11 protein-coding genes are annotated in these 16,787 nt (G+C 72.7%); 9 read left to right on the top strand and 2 right to left on the bottom strand.

Going from position 1 to position 16,787, the window contains the following annotated elements:
* Window positions 1-210: 210 nt before the first annotated feature.
* Both AB0A74_RS32680 and AB0A74_RS32675 read right to left on the bottom strand, forming a co-directional pair.
* Window positions 211-957 (bottom strand): alpha/beta fold hydrolase, encoded by a 747-nt coding sequence (locus AB0A74_RS32680; RefSeq protein WP_358255578.1) that lies wholly within the window; start codon window positions 955-957, stop codon window positions 211-213.
* Window positions 950-2,191, bottom strand: coding sequence for a cytochrome P450 (locus AB0A74_RS32675; RefSeq protein WP_358255576.1), 1,242 nt, complete (start codon window positions 2,189-2,191; stop codon window positions 950-952). The genes AB0A74_RS32680 and AB0A74_RS32675 overlap by 8 nt, the downstream gene beginning before the upstream one ends.
* Window positions 2,192-2,748: 557 nt before the next feature.
* Here AB0A74_RS32675 and AB0A74_RS32670 point away from each other — a divergent pair.
* From AB0A74_RS32670 to AB0A74_RS32630, 9 genes are all read left to right on the top strand, one after another.
* Window positions 2,749-4,419, top strand: coding sequence for a condensation domain-containing protein (locus tag AB0A74_RS32670; RefSeq protein ID WP_358255575.1), 1,671 nt, complete (start codon window positions 2,749-2,751; stop codon window positions 4,417-4,419).
* Window positions 4,420-4,495: 76 nt separating this feature from the next.
* Window positions 4,496-8,110, top strand: coding sequence for a beta-ketoacyl synthase N-terminal-like domain-containing protein (locus tag AB0A74_RS32665; protein ID WP_358255573.1), 3,615 nt, complete (start codon window positions 4,496-4,498; stop codon window positions 8,108-8,110).
* A complete protein-coding gene (locus AB0A74_RS32660) occupies window positions 8,100-9,374 on the top strand; it encodes an MFS transporter (RefSeq protein WP_358255571.1) in 1,275 nt (424 codons plus the stop codon). Before AB0A74_RS32665 ends, AB0A74_RS32660 begins: the two co-directional genes overlap by 11 nt.
* Window positions 9,375-9,394: 20 nt before the next feature.
* Entirely contained in the window at window positions 9,395-10,645 is a 1,251-nt protein-coding gene (locus tag AB0A74_RS32655; protein ID WP_358255569.1) for a cytochrome P450, read from the top strand.
* Between the two features lie 36 nt (window positions 10,646-10,681).
* Entirely contained in the window at window positions 10,682-11,383 is a 702-nt protein-coding gene (locus AB0A74_RS32650) for an SDR family oxidoreductase (RefSeq protein WP_358255567.1), read from the top strand.
* Between the two features lie 13 nt (window positions 11,384-11,396).
* A complete protein-coding gene (locus AB0A74_RS32645) occupies window positions 11,397-12,089 on the top strand; it encodes an alpha/beta fold hydrolase (protein WP_358255565.1) in 693 nt (230 codons plus the stop codon).
* Window positions 12,090-12,099: 10 nt separating this feature from the next.
* Window positions 12,100-12,924: an SDR family oxidoreductase gene (locus tag AB0A74_RS32640; RefSeq protein WP_358255563.1), complete on the top strand. Its 825-nt coding sequence runs from the start codon at window positions 12,100-12,102 to the stop codon at window positions 12,922-12,924.
* A 29-nt stretch (window positions 12,925-12,953) separates the two neighbouring features.
* The gene (locus AB0A74_RS32635; protein ID WP_358255561.1) at window positions 12,954-15,536 is read left to right on the top strand and encodes an amino acid adenylation domain-containing protein; all 2,583 of its coding nucleotides are present in this window, start codon (window positions 12,954-12,956) and stop codon (window positions 15,534-15,536) included.
* A gap of 88 nt (window positions 15,537-15,624) precedes the next feature.
* Entirely contained in the window at window positions 15,625-16,785 is a 1,161-nt protein-coding gene (locus AB0A74_RS32630; RefSeq protein ID WP_358255559.1) for a cytochrome P450, read from the top strand.
* Window positions 16,786-16,787: the final 2 nt, after the last annotated feature.

The following is a 16,787-nucleotide window of genomic DNA, read 5'->3' as shown; positions in this document are numbered from 1 at the left end:
CTGCGTGTTCCCCACCGCATGACCTGGCGGAGCCAACCACAGATTTCCCCGGGTGCCGCTAAAACTTTTGCTCGTTCCTCGCAAAACTTTCGGCGGCACCCGGGGAAATCTGTGGTAGCCCTTCGGGCAGGTCATACGGTGGGGAACACGAAGGCCCCTTGTGGCTGGGAGCCCAACCAAGAACACGCCGCTGCGCGGCGGAGGGCCTGGCTATGCCAGGCCCTTTCTTATTCGGTTCAGTACGTGGGTTGTGCCTTCTGGTGTGAAGAAGTGGCCGCCCTTCACCACTTCGTGCGTGAACGGTCCGGTTGTCTCCTCGCTCCACGCCGCCATGCGTTCGGCCGAGGCTTCCACGTCGTCCGCGCCCGAGAACACGTGCAGCGGCACGGTCAGCGCCGGTCGCGGGGGTGGGCCCGCGGTCGCCACCACGGTCAGGTCCGCTCGCAGTGCGGGCAGGAACAGTTCCAGCAGGTCCGGGCGTTCGAAGACGATCGGTGGCGTCCCGCCCAGGTCACGCAGGTACTGCACCAGCCCGTCGTCCGACTCGTCCCAGCCCCGCACCCGCGTCATCAACGCCGGGGCCGCGCTCGACGCGACGAACAGCGACAACGGGTCGGGGCCGCCCAGCGCGCGCAGCGCGTGTGCCAGGAACAGCGACACCCGCGCGCCCATGCTGTGCCCGTAGAACGCGAAAGGCGTGTCCAAGACCGGCGAAAGGACGTCCACCAGTTCGGCCACCAGCGGACCCATGCGGTCGTGCGGGTGCTCGTCCAAGCGGGTGTCCCGGCCCGGTAGCTGCACCGCCACCAGGGAGACGTCCTCGGGCAGTCGTCCGGGCCAGTCGCGGAACATCGAGGCCGTGCCGCCCGCGTAGTGGAAGCACACCAGGCGAACCCGGCCCGTCGTCGGGCCGAACCAGCGCAGGGCCCGCTCTCGGCGGGTCAGCAGGTCAGGCACGGCGCTTCGCCGTGATCGGCACGTGCTTGTAGCCGGACACGAAGTTGGAGACCAGGCGTTCCGGCTTGCCCGCCGGCGCGAAGTCCTCGTACTGGGCCAGCAGTTCCTCGAACAGCGTGCGCAGGGTCACCCGCGCCACGCTGTGGCCGACGCAGTAGTGCGGGCCGATGCCGAAGGCCAGGTGCTTGTTGGGCTTGCGCCGGATGTCGAACGTCTCCGCGTTCGGGAACTCGGCCTCGTCCCGGTTCGCCGCGCCCAGCCACACCACCACCGCCTCACCGGCGGCGATCGGGGTGTCGCGCACGACGACGTCCTGGGTGGCGTAGCGCAGCATGTGGTTGACCGGGGACGCCCAGCGCAGGGCCTCCTCCACCGCGGTGACGCCGACCTCGGGCTCGGCCGCCCACTGCGGCAGCACGTCGGTCTCGATGAACTCGGCCATCACGTAGTTCGGGGCGTGCGGGGTGGTGACGTTGGCGCCCAGCAACAGGCTGTAGCAGTTCGACACGATCTCCGCCGAGGACATGTGCCGGCCCTCGAACCGGGTGTTGATCAGCACGCTGATCAGGTCGTCGCCGGCGTTCTCGCGGCGGAACCGGACCAGGTCCTGGAAGTAGGCGAACAGCTCGCGGTGCGCCATGTGCAGGGTCGCGTCGCGGGTGCCCTCGTCCTGGTACTCCGGGTCGTCGGCCGCGATGCAGATCGTGGTCAGCCGGCTCAGCCACGGCCAGTCCTGCTGCGGCAGGCCCATCATCGTGCCGGTGACCGACATCGGCATGGCCAGCATCGCCTGGCCCCAGTCGAACACGCCGCCGTCGCCGATCGGGGCGATCAGGTCGCCGACCAGCTCGCGGATGGTGTCGCGCTGCCGGTCCACCGCCTTGACCGCCAGGGCCTTCTTCAACCGCGCCTGCATGATCGTGTGCCGGGGCGGGTCGGTGACCGCGAGCTGCTGGCCGCCCGCCGGGTCGTCCATGCCGAGCAGTTCCAGCATGGTGCCGCGCTCGGAGGTGAACAGGTGCGTGTTGCGCAGGACGAAATCGGTCTCCTGGAAGTGCACGACGTTCCAGAAACCGCGTTCGTCGTCGACCTGGTGCCAGCTCAACCCGTCCTGGGCGCGCAGCTCCCGCCACACCGCGTGCGCGTCGCCGTCGCTGTAGAGGTGGGGATCGACCAGGTCGGTGTCGGCGGCGTGCACCGGGCAGCCGGAAACGGTCGCGTTGTGGACGGGCATGACCGGTGTCCTCATCGTTCGGGAGACAGCCATCCGGCGGACTCCTGGTCGGTGGGCGGTCGGCGACGGGGCCGGGCGGGGTTCTGGCCGCGCACGCCGCCAATGGCCCCGCCGAATCGGCGGGTGCCCGGACGTGCGATTGTCGAGGTCATTCACCGCTCGTCGGTGAGCGGTAATCGGTGAATGTGAACGGTGTGGGCCGCACTCCTACGGGAAAGTGTCGGACACAGCCACTTCGACCACCGCGTGAACCACCGCGTGAACCCCCGAGTGAACACCCCAGAACGAACTCCCCAGTCCCCTCGCCGCGGGCTCGACACGTGGTCGTGCCCCACGGCAAGCCAGTCAAGCACCACGTTCGCGAAATCGTCAACCGCGTCGGGTTCGGTACCGAAGTGTGGACGTCCAAATAGGACTTGAATTGCCGAAGCGGTGCGCTTGACGGAACTCGGCGGCCGTGCCTACGGTCCATTCGGCGGCTCCGGGAAGGAGCTTGCGAGGGGGCACTGGGGCCATTCTCGCCCAGGTGGAATCCATTGGGGGAACTCATGCGATCGATGCCGGATGCGCGCGCCCTGGCGGCGGTCGGCGCCTGGCACCCGGCGACACCCACGCAGCAGGGCCTGTGGATTCTGGACCGGGTCGAACGACTGCGGCCCAGCTACCTGTTGCCGACGGTGCTGGAATTCACCGGACCGGTCGACTGCGAGGCGTTGACCGCGGCCGTGGCCCGCGCCCTGGGCCGCCACCCGGCGTTGCGCTCGCGGTTCCGGCTCGACCCCGCCGCGCGGCGGGTGGAGTACACCACCGACGGGCCGCCGCCCGAGGTCGGGTTCACCGACGCCGAGGCCGACGGCTGGACCGCCGACGAGGTCGAGCGCCTGGTGGAAGCCCTGTGCTACACGCCGTTCGAGCTGGCCGAGGAGGCCCCGGCGCGGGCCGAGGTGATCCGCCTGGACGCCGAGCGGACGTTGCTCGTGCTGACGGTGCACCACATCGTGTTCGACGGCGTGTCCCGGCAGTTGCTGGTGCAGGAGATCGGCGCCACCTACCGGGCCTTCGCCCGCGGCGCGCAGCCGGAGCTGACCACCCCGCCGCACCCGGCGCTGGTGCAGGACGGCCCGGCCGACGACGAGGGGTTCGCCGAGCGGGTCGCGGGCGTGGTGGACCGGCTGCGCGGCGCGCCGACGACGGTCGCGCTGCCCTACGACGGCGACCCGGAGGACCCCGAGCTGTCACTGATCGGCGCCACGGCGGAGACCCTGCTGGACGCCGACGTGACCGAAGCCGTCCTGGGAGTGTCCACACAAGAGGGTTGCACCGCGTTCATGACCGGGGTGGCGTTGCTGGCGGCGACGTTCGCCCGCACCACGGGGCAGACCGACTTCCTGTTCGCCGTGGTCTGGCCCGGCCGCGACGACCCGGCCGCCGCCGACGTGATCGGCATGTTCATGACCACGCTGGTGCTGCGCGTCCGGCTCGACGCCGACACCACCTGGCGGGAACTGCTGCGCACCGCCCGCACCGCGGGCATGGAGACCTTCATCGACTCGGACGTGCCGCTGGACGCGATCGCCGCCGCGCTGGACCCCGATCGCGACCTGGCCCGCCCGCCCCTGACCCCGGTCCTGGTCAACCTGGCCGAACCGGCGCAACCGCTGGAACTGGCCCCCGGCGTGGTCGGCCGCTTCCAGCCGCTGCACCCCGAGTACAGCAAGTGGGACCTGGCGCTGTTCGTCCGCGTGGACACCTCCACCGGGCGCGACCGGCTCGAACTGTCCCTGAACCACCCGGCGGAGCTGTTCACCGCGGCCACGACCGACAACGTCCTGGCCGCCCTGCGCCGAAGCGCCGCCGACCTCGCACGCGACCCGGAGGACAAAGTGCTGAACCAGCCCGCTGCCGACCAGACCGACCTGGACGACCCCGCCGCCCGGTTGGGCCTCGTGCGGTCGATCTGGCAGGAGGTCCTGGACACCGAGCACGTAGACGACGACGTCAGCTTCTTCGACGCGGGTGGCGACTCGCTGCGGCTGGTGATCCTGGTCGAGCGGCTCAGCCAGGCCTCCGGCCGCGCGCTGCGCACCGTCGACCTGTTCCGCGCCGGCACCGTGCGCGGCCAGGCCGAGCTGCTCGCCGCGCCCGCCGAGACCACCGCCGCGGGCCGGGGCAGCAGCCGCGACCGCCTGCTCGGCGCGGTCCGCGACCGCCGCACCGACCGGAGCTGACCCGCCCGCCGCCGCCCGGCGCGAACGGGGCGGCGGTGCGCGGAAACCGGTGGCACCACTGAGGATGGGGGACGAGGTGACCAACACCGAGAACGCCGTCGCGGTCGTCGGCATGGCCTGCCGGCTGCCCGGCGCGAACGACGTCGGGCAGTTCTGGCGGTTGCTGCGCGACGGCGTCGAGGGCATCACCCGGTTCGACGTCGAGGACCTGGTGCGCAACAGGGGCGCCGACCCGGCGGACGTGAGACAGCCGAACTTCGTGCCCGCCAAGGGGGTCATGGCCGACTCGGCCGACTTCGACTGGTCGTTCTTCGGCTACAGCCGCGCCGAGGCCGCGGGCATCGACCCCCAGCAGCGGGTGTTCCTGCAGACCGCGATGTCCGCCCTGGACGACGCGGGCCTGGACCCGACCCGGTTCGACGGCTGGATCGGCGTGTACGCGGGAGCGGACCGCACCCACTCCGGCACCGGCGTGGAGCTGAGCCCGCTGGCCCGGCTGATCGGGCTGGAGAAGGACCACGTCGCCACCCGCGTCGCCTACAAGCTGGGGCTGCGGGGCCCGGCGGTGACCGTGCAGACGTCGTGCTCGACCTCGCTGGTCGCCATCCACATGGCGGTGCAGAGCCTGATCTCGCGCGAGTGCGACGCGGCGCTGGCCGGTGGCGTGGCCGTGTCGCCCAAGGGCGAGTGGGGTTACTGGCACGAGCCGGGAGGCCCGCTGTCCGCCGACGGGCACTGCCGCCCGTTCGACGCGAGCGCCACCGGCACCGTGCCCAGCGAGGGCGTCGGCGTGGTCGTGCTCAAGCGGCTGGAGGACGCGCTGGCCGACGGCGACCGGATCGCCGCGGTCGTGCTCGGCTCGGCGCTGAACAACGACGGCGCGGAGAAGATGGGCTACACCACCCCGTCCATCCCCGGGCAGCGCGACGTGATCCGCTACGCGCAGAAGCTCGCCGGGGTGGACGCGGCCGACATCGACTACGTCGAGGCGCACGGCACCGCCACCCCGATCGGCGACCCCGTCGAGGTGCAGGCGCTGACCGAGGCGTTCCGGATGTCCACCGACGAGACCGGGTTCTGCCTGCTCGGCGGGGTGAAGGGCAACCTCGGGCACACCAGCGCGGCGGCCGGCGTGGCGTCGTTCATCAAGACCGTGCTGATGCTCGAACACGGGGAAGTGGTGCCCAGCCTGCACTTCGAGTCCCCGAACCCGTTGCTGGACCTGGCCGGCACGCCGTTCCGGGTGTGCACCGAGCACGGGCCGTGGCCGGACCGGGGCACGCGGATCGCGGCGGTCAGCTCGTTCGGCGTGGGCGGCACCAACGCGCACGTCGTGCTCCGGCAGGCCCCGGAGCGGCAGCCGGCGCGGCCGAAGCCGGGCGGGACGGTGCTGCCCCTGTCGGCGGCCACCCCCGAGGCCCTGGCCAGGCTCCGCGCGGACCTCGCCGAGGCCGTGCGCACCGAACCGGACCTGCACGCGGTGGCGCGGACGTTCGCCGAGCGGCGGCAGCACAAACACCGCCAGGCGATCGCGGTCTACGGCCCCGCACAGGCCTCCGAAGCCCTGGCCGCCGCCGGTGATCCGGGTGAACCGAGGCCGTTGGGCAAGGTCGCGTTCCTGTTCCCCGGTCACGGCACCCTGCGCTACAACGCCGGCGCGCCCGCCTACCGGCTGTTGCCCGGGTTCCGCCGCTGGTTCGACGAGATCCGCGACGCGGTGCGCGAGCGGTGCGGGGTGGACCTGACACCGGTCGTGGCGGCGACGGACGGCGGTCCGGAGTGGTTCGAGGAGGGCGCCAACCAGCAACTCGGCCTGTTCGCCCTGGGGTACGCGCTGGGCCGGCAGTTGATGGACTGGGGGATCACGCCGGTCGGGATGTTCGGCAACAGCATCGGCGAGTTCGCGCCGGCCGCGCTGGCCGGGGTGTGGTCGCCCGGCGACGCCGCCGCGCTGGTGCACGAACGGGCGCAGGCGGTGTGGCGGGCGGCCCCGCCCGGCCGGATGGTCGCGGTCAACGGCACCGCCGAGGAGGTGCTGCGCCGGATCGGTCCGGGCAGCGCGGTCGAGGTGTCGGTGATCAGCCGCGGCGGTGTGGTGCTGTCCGGTCCGATGTCCGATGTGGACGAGCTGATCGCCCGGGAGGCGTTGGCGGGACTGGATCTCCGGATGCTGGCGGTCGACCGGCCCGGGCACTGCGCGGCGATGCGGCCCGCGGCGGAGATCCTGCGCCGGGTGGTCGCCGGCACCGAGGCCAAGCCCGCCGTGCTGCCGCTGGTGTCCAACTCCACGGGCACGTGGGCCGACCCGGACGCGGTCGCCGGCCCCGACTACTGGGCCCACCAGCTCGCCCGGCCCGTCCTGCTCGACGCGGGCGTGGAAACCCTGCTGGACGCGGGCGTCGACACGTTCCTGGAGCTGGGTCCCGGCGCGACCATGCTCGGCACGGTCCGGTGGAACTCCCGCTGGGACGGCGCCAAGACCGGCGTGCCGCTGCTGGGGCGGGCCGAGGACGGCGAACTGGGGCTGCTGCGGGCGCTGGGCGTGCTGTGGGAGCGCGGCGTGGACGTGCTGGGCGAGACGGTGTTCGCGGGCGACAAGCCCGTGCGCCGTTCGCTGCCGCCGCACCCGTTCCTGGGCACCGATCCCAACGCGGACCAGCCCGCCCCGGTCGTCCTGAAGGCCAAGGCGCGGCCCACCCCCGTGCTCGGCGACTCGGTGCGGCCGGTGCTGGAACGGCTGTGGACCACGGCCCTGGGCCAGCCGCCGGCCTCCGACGCCGACCACTTCTACGGGCTCGGCGGCGAGTCGCTGATCGCGCTGAACATGATGAGCCGGTTGCGCGAGGAGGCCGGGATCTCGTTGTCCCTCGCCGAGTTCTCCCGCGAACCCACGTTCGGACGGCTGGTCGAGCTGGCCGAGCGGGACCGGCCCCGCACCGTCGCCGCGCCGCTCCCGGTGCGGGCCGTGCGGTTGCGCGAGGGCGCCGGACGGCCGCTGTTCCTGGCCGCCGACGCCGCCGGGACCGCGTTGAGCTACCAGGCGCTGGCCGACGCGCTGGCCACCGACCGGCCGGTGTACGGGCTGGAGCCGGACGCCGGCGGGCACCGGTCGGTGGAGAAGTCGGCGGCCCAGCACGTGGACGCGCTGCTGGCGGTCCAACCCGAGGGCCCGTACACGCTGGGCGGCTGGTCGTTCGGCGCGGTGGTGGCGCACGAGATGGCCCGCGTCCTGCTCGCGCGCGGGTTCGAGGTGGACGTGCTGCTGTGCCTGGACGCCTTCGTGCCCGGCCGGGTCGGGGTGCCGATCGGGCTGGACCCGGAGTTCCTCTACAGCCACGTGTGGATCCAGGCGGCCGGCGCGCTGAACATCGGCGAGATCGGCCGGCAGGTGCGCCGCAACCCGGCGCTGCGCAGGCTGTTCCTGGACAAGGCGCGCGTGCTGGCGACCTACCGGCCGCGCCCGGTGGACTGCCCGGCCGTGGTGTTCAAGGTGGACGCGGACGCGCGCGGCGCGGCCAGGCTCGCCTCCCGGCTGACCCCGCTGTACGGCGGCGGCGTGCGCGTGCGGCCGGTGCCGGGGAACCACTGGTCGGTGTTGACCGAGCCGCACGTGCACCGGCTCGCCCAAGAGTTGCTCACCACGTTGCCCGGCCAGGCGCCGGCCCGGAATGAGGTCGTGGATGTCCACTGAACCACGCGAGCTGACCGCGGAGCCCGTCGAGGCCGAGCCGGCCGCGCCCGAGAAGCCGTTGATCAAGAACCGGGACTTCCAGGCCCTGTGGAGCAGTGAGGCGTTCGCCGCGGTCGCCAAGGAGACCGCCGAGATCGCCTACCCGCTGCTCATCCTGGCCACCACCGGTTCGGCGCTCTACGCGGGCATCGTCGGCTCGGCGCAGCTCGTCACCGCCAGCGTCATGTCCATCCCCGGCGGCACGCTCGCCGACCGGCTGGACCGCCGGCTGCTGCTGATCGGCTGCAACCTGGTCCGGGTCGTCCTGCTGGGGCTGTTCGGCCTGCTGATCTTCACCGACAACGCGACCATGCCGGTGATCTTCGGCATCGCCCTGGCCTCCGCGGTGTGCTTCGGCATCTCGCAGCCCGCCGGCCTGGCCGCGATCAAGGCGCTGGTGCCGGCCTCGCAGCTCACCCAGGCCACGGCGCAGAACCAGATCCGGTACTTCGGCGCGACGATGGCCGGGCCGCCGATCGGTGGCGCGCTGTTCGGCGTGGCGCGGGCGTTCCCGTACCTGGCGTCGGCGATCGGGTTCCTCGTCTCGACCGTGCTGCTGCTGTTCGTGCGCAAGCCGATGCAGGTCGACTCGGGCGAGCGGACCAAGGAGGAGCGCGGCACCGCCGAGGGGTTCCGCTTCCTTTTCAAGCAGCCGATCCTGCGCCCGCTGATCATCTGGATCATGGGGTCGAACATGGCGTTCACCCACTCCGGCATCTTCCTGGCGCTGATCGCCACCGCCCAGACGCGCGGCGCGTCGGAGTCGTTCATCGGCGCGACGCTGGCGATGGCCGGGGTCGGCGGGCTGGTCGGCTCGCTGGTCGCGGGCTGGGTGTTCAAGAAGGTCAAGCCGTCGGTGATCGTGCTGTGCGGCGCGTGGGTCGGCCCGGTGGTGGCGGTCCTGCTGGCCGTCACGCCCGGCGTGATCCCGCTGGGGATCATCGTGACGCTGGTGTTCATCCGCGGCCCGATCGTCAGCACGCTGTTCCTGTCCTACCTCGCCGCCGTCGCGCCGGACAAGGTCCAGGGCCGGGTGCTGGGCGCGGTGTTCTTCATGTCCATGAGCGCGGCCCCGCTCGGCGTGTTCGTCGTGGGCGCCGTGTTCGACCTGGCCGGCTCGACGTGGGTGTTCGTGACGATGTGCCTGATCTCGGGGGTGGCCGCGCTGCCGACCCTGTCCAAGCGCATCCGCACCCTGCCCCGTCCGGAAGCAGTGGCCGTATGACCGTCATCGGAGGAGATGCAATGAGCACCGAGGCTTCGTCCGGCGTCGACTACGAGAAGCTGCCGCCCGAGTTCTTCACCGAGCCCAACCCCAACCGGCACGCCGACAACGCCGCGCTGCGCTCGAAGTGCCCGGTGCACCAGGTCAACCACCCGGTCGGGGCCGAGGCGTACGTGGTCATGGACTACGAGACCGTGAGCAGGATGTTCTCCGACCCGCGGCTGTCCAAGAGCGTGTCGAAGGCGCCGGCGTGGTGGCAGGACCTGCTCAAGGACTCCAGCCCGATCCTGATCAGGAACATGCTCACCGCGGACGCCCCCGAGCACACCCGGCTGCGCAAGCTGGTGGCGCAGGCGTTCACCCCGCGCAAGATGCGGGAGCTGCGGCCGAAGATCCAACAGACGTGCGACGAGCTGATCGACGCGTTCGGCGAGGGCGGGGCGGACCTGTTCACCGAGTTCGCGCTGCTGCTGCCGTTGAAGGTGATCTGCGAGTTCCTCGGGGTGCCGTTCGAGGACCGCGACAAGCTGCACGAGTGGGGCCTGTACCTCAGCGGCGCGCCGTACCACACCGACGAGGAGAACGCGAAGCTCAAGTGGGCCAGCGACAGCATGGAGCGCTACCTGAGCGACCTGCTGGCCCGCCGCCGCGCCGAGGGCCTGGGCGAGGACCTGGTCAGCGTGTTGATCCGCGCGGCGGACGAGGACGGCCGGTTCACCAACGACGAGCTGGTGTCCACGCTGGTCCTGCTGATCAACGCCGGCCACAAGACGACGGCGAACCTGATCTGCAACGGCATGGAGGCGCTGTTCGCGCACCCCGACCAGCTGGAGCTGCTGAGGTCGAACCCGGACCACGCGCCGAACGCGATCGAGGAGTTCCTGCGCTACGAGTCGCCGGTGTACCGGGGGACGCTGCGCGTGGCGGCGGAGGACATGGAGCTGCACGGGGTGCCGATCGGCAAGGAGTCGTTCGTGCACCTGATGATCAGCTCGGCCAACCGCGACCCGGAGGTCTTCGAGGACCCGGACCGGCTGGACATCCGCCGGGCGAACATCCGGCACTTCTCCTTCGGGCACGGCGCGCACTTCTGCCCGGGGTCGCCGTTGTCGCGGTTGGAGGGGGAGATCGCGTTCAACACGTTGCTGCGGCGGCTGCCGGACATCGCGCTGGGCGTGCCGCACGAGGAGGTGGCCTGGCTGTACGACAACTCCGTGGGGCGCGGGGTGACCAGCCTGCCGGTGACGTTCACGAAGAAGCTGCCAAGCTAGGCCGGTCTTGATCAGCACAACCCTTTGGAGCACCACATGACCAACACACCCGTCACCCTGATCACCGGCGGCGGCAGCGGGATCGGCGCGGCCACCGCGCGGCAGCTGCTGGCCAAGGGGCAACGGGTCGCCGTGGTCGGGCGTGGCAAGGAGCGGCTGGAGACCTTCGCCAAGGAGGCCGGGGAGCCCGACGAGCTGCTGACCATCCAGGGCGACGCCGCTGACTGGGACTTCGTGCAGGAGGCCGTCGCGACCACGGTCGAGCGGTTCGGCCGGCTGGACGCCGCGGTCGGCAACGCCGGGTGGGCCTCGCACGACGACATCGCCGAGGGCGACCCCGCCAAGTGGCGGGAGATGGTCCTGACCAACGTGCTCGGACCGGCCCTCCTCGTGCGGGCCGCGCTGCCCGCGCTCAAGGAGACCAAGGGGCGGCTCGTGCTCGTCGGCAGCGTCGCCGGGCACGTCTACGCCGCGGGCAACATCTACGGGATCACGAAGTTCGCCGTCACGGCCCTCGCGGAGAACACCCGCCGCCAGGTCACCGCCGACGGCGTCGGCGTCACGCTGATCTCGCCCGGCCGCACCGAGACCCCGTTCTGGGACGAGTTCGGCGCGCTGCCCGACGGCCTGCTCCTGTCGGCCGACCAGGTCGCCGACACCATCGTCTACGCCCTGGGCCAGCCCTCCGGCGTGGACGTCAACACCATCGTCATCCGGCCCATCGGCCAACCTGTGTGAGGGGACGCGTGAAGTGAGCATCGGACTGGTGTGCCTGCCGTTCGCCGGGGCGGGAGCCTCGTTCTTCCACCCGTGGGCGGCGCACGCGGGTGACCGGCTGGACGTGCTGCCGCTCCAGCTGCCCGGCCGGGAGCGGCGCATCGACGCCGAGCCCTACCGGGACGCGCACGTCGCCGCGGACGAGTTGCTGCCCGACTTGGTCGAGCAGCTCGACGGGCGCACGGACGTGGTGCTGTTCGGGCACAGCCTGGGCGCGGTCCTGGCCTACGAGCTGGCCCACCGGGTGGTCGCCGAGCCGGGCCTGACCCTGCGGCACCTGGTCGTCAGCGGGTCGCCCGAGCCGCACACCCAGCGGCCCCGGCGGGCCACCGGTCTGGCCGACGACGAGTTCCTGGAGCGGGTCTCGGAGTTCGCGGGCTTCACCCACGAGGCGTTGCGGGACCCGGAGATGCGCGAGCTGATCCTGCCGACCCTGCGCGCCGACGTGGAGATGCACGAGAACTACCGGCCCCGCGCGCACGACCGGCTGCCCGCGCCGATCACCGCCCTGCGGGGGTCGGAGGACACGCTGGTCACGGCGGCCGAGGCCGCGCGCTGGTCGGAGGTCGCCGGGGCCGGGTTCGAGTACGTGGAGCTGCCCGGCGGCCACATGTACCTGACCGAGTCGGCCCCGCAGTTGCTCAAGCTGATCGACACCGCGGTCTGAGGGGACACCGATGCGCTTGACCGGGAAGGTCGTCGTCATCACGGGCGCGGCGCGGGGGATCGGGCGCGCCACCGCCCTCGCCTGCGCCGCCGAGGGCGCGGACCTGGTGCTGCTGGACGTGTGCGCGGACCTGCCGGGCGTGCCGTACCCGCTGGGGTCGGCCGGCCAGCTGGAGCACACGGCCGGGCTGTGCCGGGACCGGGGCGCGTCGGTGCTCACCGCCAAGGCGGATGTGCGCGACACGGCGTCGGTGCGCGACGCCGTGTCGCTCGCGGGTGAGCGCTACGGCCGCATCGACGCCGTGGTCAACAACGCGGGCATCGCCGCGCCCTCGGGCAAGCGGGTGCACGAGATCACCGAGGACGAGTGGTCGCTCATGATCGACGTGGACCTCACGGGGGCCTGGCGGCTGATCCGCGAGGTCGGGCGGACCATGAGCGACCAGCGCTCGGGCAGCATCGTCAACATCGCCTCCACCGCGGGCCTGGTCGGCTACCGGCACTTCGCCGGGTACGTGGCCGCCAAGCACGGCCTGGTCGGGCTGACCAAGGCCGCCGCGCTGGACTACGCGCCGATGAAGGTGCGGGTCAACGCGGTGTGCCCGGGCAACGTCCGCGACACCGCCGAGGCCGAGGGCCGGATGCTGCGCGAGATCGCCCGCGCGCTGGACGTCCCGGCCGACGAGCACGTGGCGGCCTTCACCCAGTCGCAGCCGATGAACCGGCTGGTCGAGCCGGACGACGTGGCCGGGGCGGTGGTGTTCCTGGTCTCCGACGAGTCGGCCCAGGTGACCGGCTCGGTGCTGACCGTCGACGGCGGCTTCACCGCGCACTGACGCACTGACGCACCGACAAAGGGGGACAAGTGTTTTCTGCTGCCCGATGCCACGCGCTGCGCGTCCGGCTGGCCGGCCCGGTGCGGCCGGAGGCGCTGACCGCGCCGACCCGGCTGTGGGTGGAGGACGTGCCCGCCGGGTCGGCCGACCCGCTCGCGGCGCGGCGGCGCGCGGTCGAGCTGGGTCGTCCGGTGGGTGACCTGCGGTGCACGTTGCTGCGCTACCGGGACGGGGTCGCGGACCTGGTGCTGGTGGCGGACCGGGGTTTCCTGGACGCGGCCGGGCTGCGGGCGACGGCGGCGGCGCTGACCGGCGGCGCGCCCGTGCAGCCGGTCCGGGGCTCGGTCGCGTCCGTCGCGGCGGCGGACCTCCCGGACTGGGCCGCCGCCGCGCGGCCGGTGGCCGCCGGGTCGGTCGAGCTGCCGGTGCTGCTGGCCGACGCCGGCACCGAGGAGACCTGGCGGACGGCGCTGGCGATCACGCTGGTGCGGTACGCGTCGGTCGACTCGCCCGGCTTCGCGGTGATCGGCACGGACGCGGGCGTGCTGCGGGTGACGCCCGGGGCCGGCGTCGAGCCCACCGACGAGCCGGCCGTGGCCGGTCTGCTCGCGTCCTTCGTGGACTTCGGCATCGACGAGTACCGGCCGTGCCTCACGCCGCCGTTGCCGTTGACGTTCTCGTTGTGGCGCAAGGGTGGCACGGTCCGGCTGCGCTGCGACTACCAGGCCGGGCGGGTCTCCCCGGACCAGGTCGCGCAGTTCACCCGGCACCTGGCGCACGTGCACGGCCAGGTGGTGGCCGACCCTTCGGTGGCCGCCGACGACGTCGAGCTGCTGGACGCGGCGGAGCGGGCGCGGGTCGCTGCTCTGGGGCGTCCCGCCGAGGCGTTGCGGACCACGCCGACGCGCATCGACACGGCGTTCCGCGCGATCGCCGCCCGCACGCCGGACCGGGTGGCGGTGACGGACGGCAAGGTGTCGTTGACCTACCGGGAGCTGGACGAGCGGTCGGACGCGGTGGCCGGCGGGTTGCGCGCGTCGGGTGTGGCGGCGGGCGATCGGGTCGGGGTGTGCCTGGAGCGCACCGCCGAGCTGGTCGTGACGCTGTTGGGCGTGCTCAAGGCGGGCGCGGCGTACGTGCCCACCGATCCCGCCTACCCGGCTGAGCGGTTGGCCTACACGGCGCAGGACGCGGCGTTGAAGCTGGTGGTCACGCGGCTGGCGGAGTTCCCGGGTGCCACGGCGGTCTCGCCGGACGACGTCGTCGGTGACACCGTTGTGGAGTCCGGTTCGGCCGATGACCCGGCTTACGTGATCTACACGTCCGGGTCCACGGGGCGGCCCAAGGGCGTGGTGGTGCCGCACCGCAACGTCATCGCGTTGGTGGACGCGACGCGGGACGAGTACCGGCTGGGGTCGGACGACGTGTGGACGTTGTTCCACTCCAGCGCGTTCGACTTCTCGGTGTGGGAGATCTGGGGCTGCCTGCTCACCGGCGGCCGGCTGGTCGTGGTGCCCTACTTCGTCTCCCGCGAGCCGGAGCGGTTCCGGGACCTGCTGGCGGCGCAGCGGGTGACCGTGCTCAGCCAGACGCCGTCGGCGTTCGCGCAGCTGCTCGACGTCCGGCACGACGACCTGGTGGTGCGGTTGGTGGTGTTCGGCGGTGAGCCGTTGGACCAGCGGGCGCTGCTGCCGTGGTTCGACGTGCACCCCGAGTCGCGGTGCCGGGTGGTGAACATGTTCGGCATCACCGAGACCACCGTGCACGTCACCCACCAGACCGTCACCCGAGCGGACGCGCTGGCCGGCTCGCGCTCGGTCGGACCGGCCCTGCCCGGCTGGCACCTGTACGTGGTGGACCCGCGCGGGCGGCTGCTGCCGCCGGGCGTGCCGGGCGAGATCCGGGTGGGCGGCGCGGGCGTGGCCACGGGGTACCTGGAGCGCGACGACCTGACCGCGCAACGCTTCACCGAGGACCCGGTGGCGCCGGGACGCGTCTACCACTCCGGCGACCTGGGGCGGCTGCGGCCCGACGGCGCGCTGGAGCACCTGGGCCGGATCGACAGCCAGGTGAAGGTGCGCGGGTTCCGCATCGAGCTGGACGAGATCCGCTCGGTGCTGCTGGAAGACCCGGACGTCCGGACGGCGGCGGTGGTGGTGCGCCGCGACGACCCGGACGACGCCGCGACCGCCCGCATCGACGCGTACGTGGTGCTGGCGTCGGGCGAGGCGGCCGGCGTGCGCAAGCGTGCGGCGGACATCCTCCCGGACTACATGGTGCCCACGACCGTCACCGCGCTGGACTCCCTGCCGTTGACGACGAACGGCAAGCTGGACACGGCGAAGCTGCCCGCGCCGACGGTGGCGGTCCGCGAGGTCGAGGCCCCGGTGGGCGACGACCTGGCGTCCCGGCTGCGCGAGGTCTGGGGTTCGGTGCTGGGCGTGCCGGTGGGCTTGGACGACGACTTCTTCGAGCTGGGCGGCAACTCGCTGTTCGCGGTCCGGATCGGGGCGCGGATGCGCGAGGGCGGCCTGCCACCGCTGCAACTGCGCGAGCTGTACCGGCACCCGACGATCCGGTCCGTCGTGTCGGCGATGGCGGAGAAGAACTGAGCGCCGGCCGCCCCGCGCGCCTGAACCCGGGGTTCTTGCGTAGTTCCACGCACGAGATCCGGCGGCCGGCCGGCGCACAATGCCGATCATGGTGTTGGCGCGGTGGCACGAGGACCGGGTGTTGTGGGCGAGTCGGCCCGCGTTGTTCGCGCTGCTGCGCGGGGGAGGGGTGTTGGGGCCCGTCCGACGGGTGCCGGGCCTGGGGTGGGTCGTGTCCGATCCCGTGCTCGCCCGGGCGGTGCTCAACGACGGGAAGCACTTCACGTTGCTGGGCGAGGGCGGCGTGGGGCACCTGTGGGCGCAGGTGCTGGGCGACTACGTCAACCGGATCTTCGACGGGCCCGGTCACGCCGACCTGCGGTCCCGGGCGCGCGACCTGTTCACCGACGCGTCCGCGCGGGAGCTCGTGCGGCGCGTGTTCGACCCCGCCCTGGGGCCGGCGCTGGACCGGCTGGAGGCCGGGCGGGCGGTGGACCTGGCGCGGCTCTCGCGGGTGCTGGTCGGGCGCATGATGGGCGAGCTGCTCGGGCTGCCCGACGACGATCCGCTGGGGCTGTTCGAGACCGGCGAGCGGCTCGCGGCGCTGGCGCTGGGCAGCGCCACCTCGACCGGGTTGCCGCCCGAGGTGGTCGCGCGGGCGAAGCCGATCGTGGCCGAGCTGACCCGCAACGTGCCCGCCGCGTTCGCCGCCGACGACGCCGGCACGCTGCTGAGGCGGTGCCGCGAGCTGGGGTTGAGCCTGGAGGAGACCTCTGGGCTCGCGGCCCTGCTGATGGTGGCCGGGACCGAGACGGCCGCCACCGCCATGACCCGGACGGTGGCGTTGCTGCACGACACGGGCGAGCAGCACCGGCTGCTGAAGTCGCCCGAGTTGCTGACGGCGGCGGTGCGGGAAGGGCTGCGGGTCACCACGCCGGCACCGGTCATCGGACGGCACGTCGCGCGCACGGTGACCGTGGGTGGCAAGCGGATGCGGGCCGGGGAACGGGTGCTGCTGCTGACCTACGTGGCCAACAACGCGGTCGGGCGGTTCTCCCTGGACCAGCCCTACGCGCCGCGCAACCGCCGGCTGTGGTTCGGCGCGGGGCGGCACCTGTGCCTCGGCGCGGCGCTCGCGCAAGCCGAGATCGGGCACCTGGTGCGGGGCGTGTTCCGGTCGGGGCGGCCGGTCGTGGTGGGGCCGCGGCGGGCGGCTCGCGGGGTGCTCATCCCGTCCTACGCGTCGCTGCCGATCCGCCTGGGTCCGTAGGG

Origin of the sequence: Saccharothrix sp. NPDC042600 (genome assembly GCF_040647305.1) — a bacterium.
Taxonomy (GTDB): domain Bacteria; phylum Actinomycetota; class Actinomycetes; order Mycobacteriales; family Pseudonocardiaceae; genus Actinosynnema; species Actinosynnema mutabilis.
The sequence above is the reverse complement of the archived record's forward strand: the minus strand, read 5'-3'. Positions and strand labels throughout refer to the sequence as shown.

Bases quoted from the DNA above. Each gene is read 5' to 3' on its own strand.
- AB0A74_RS32660 (WP_358255571.1), top strand. From the start codon at position 8,100: ATGTCCACTGAACCACGCGAGCTGACCGCGGAGCCCGTCGAGGCCGAG.
- AB0A74_RS32630 (WP_358255559.1), top strand. From the start codon at position 15,625: ATGGTGTTGGCGCGGTGGCACGAGGACCGGGTGTTGTGGGCGAGTCGG.
- AB0A74_RS32675 (WP_358255576.1), bottom strand. From the start codon at position 2,191: ATGCCCGTCCACAACGCGACCGTTTCCGGCTGCCCGGTGCACGCCGCC.
- AB0A74_RS32650 (WP_358255567.1), top strand. From the start codon at position 10,682: ATGACCAACACACCCGTCACCCTGATCACCGGCGGCGGCAGCGGGATC.
- AB0A74_RS32640 (WP_358255563.1), top strand. From the start codon at position 12,100: ATGCGCTTGACCGGGAAGGTCGTCGTCATCACGGGCGCGGCGCGGGGG.
- AB0A74_RS32670 (WP_358255575.1), top strand. From the start codon at position 2,749: ATGCCGGATGCGCGCGCCCTGGCGGCGGTCGGCGCCTGGCACCCGGCG.
- AB0A74_RS32655 (WP_358255569.1), top strand. From the start codon at position 9,395: ATGAGCACCGAGGCTTCGTCCGGCGTCGACTACGAGAAGCTGCCGCCC.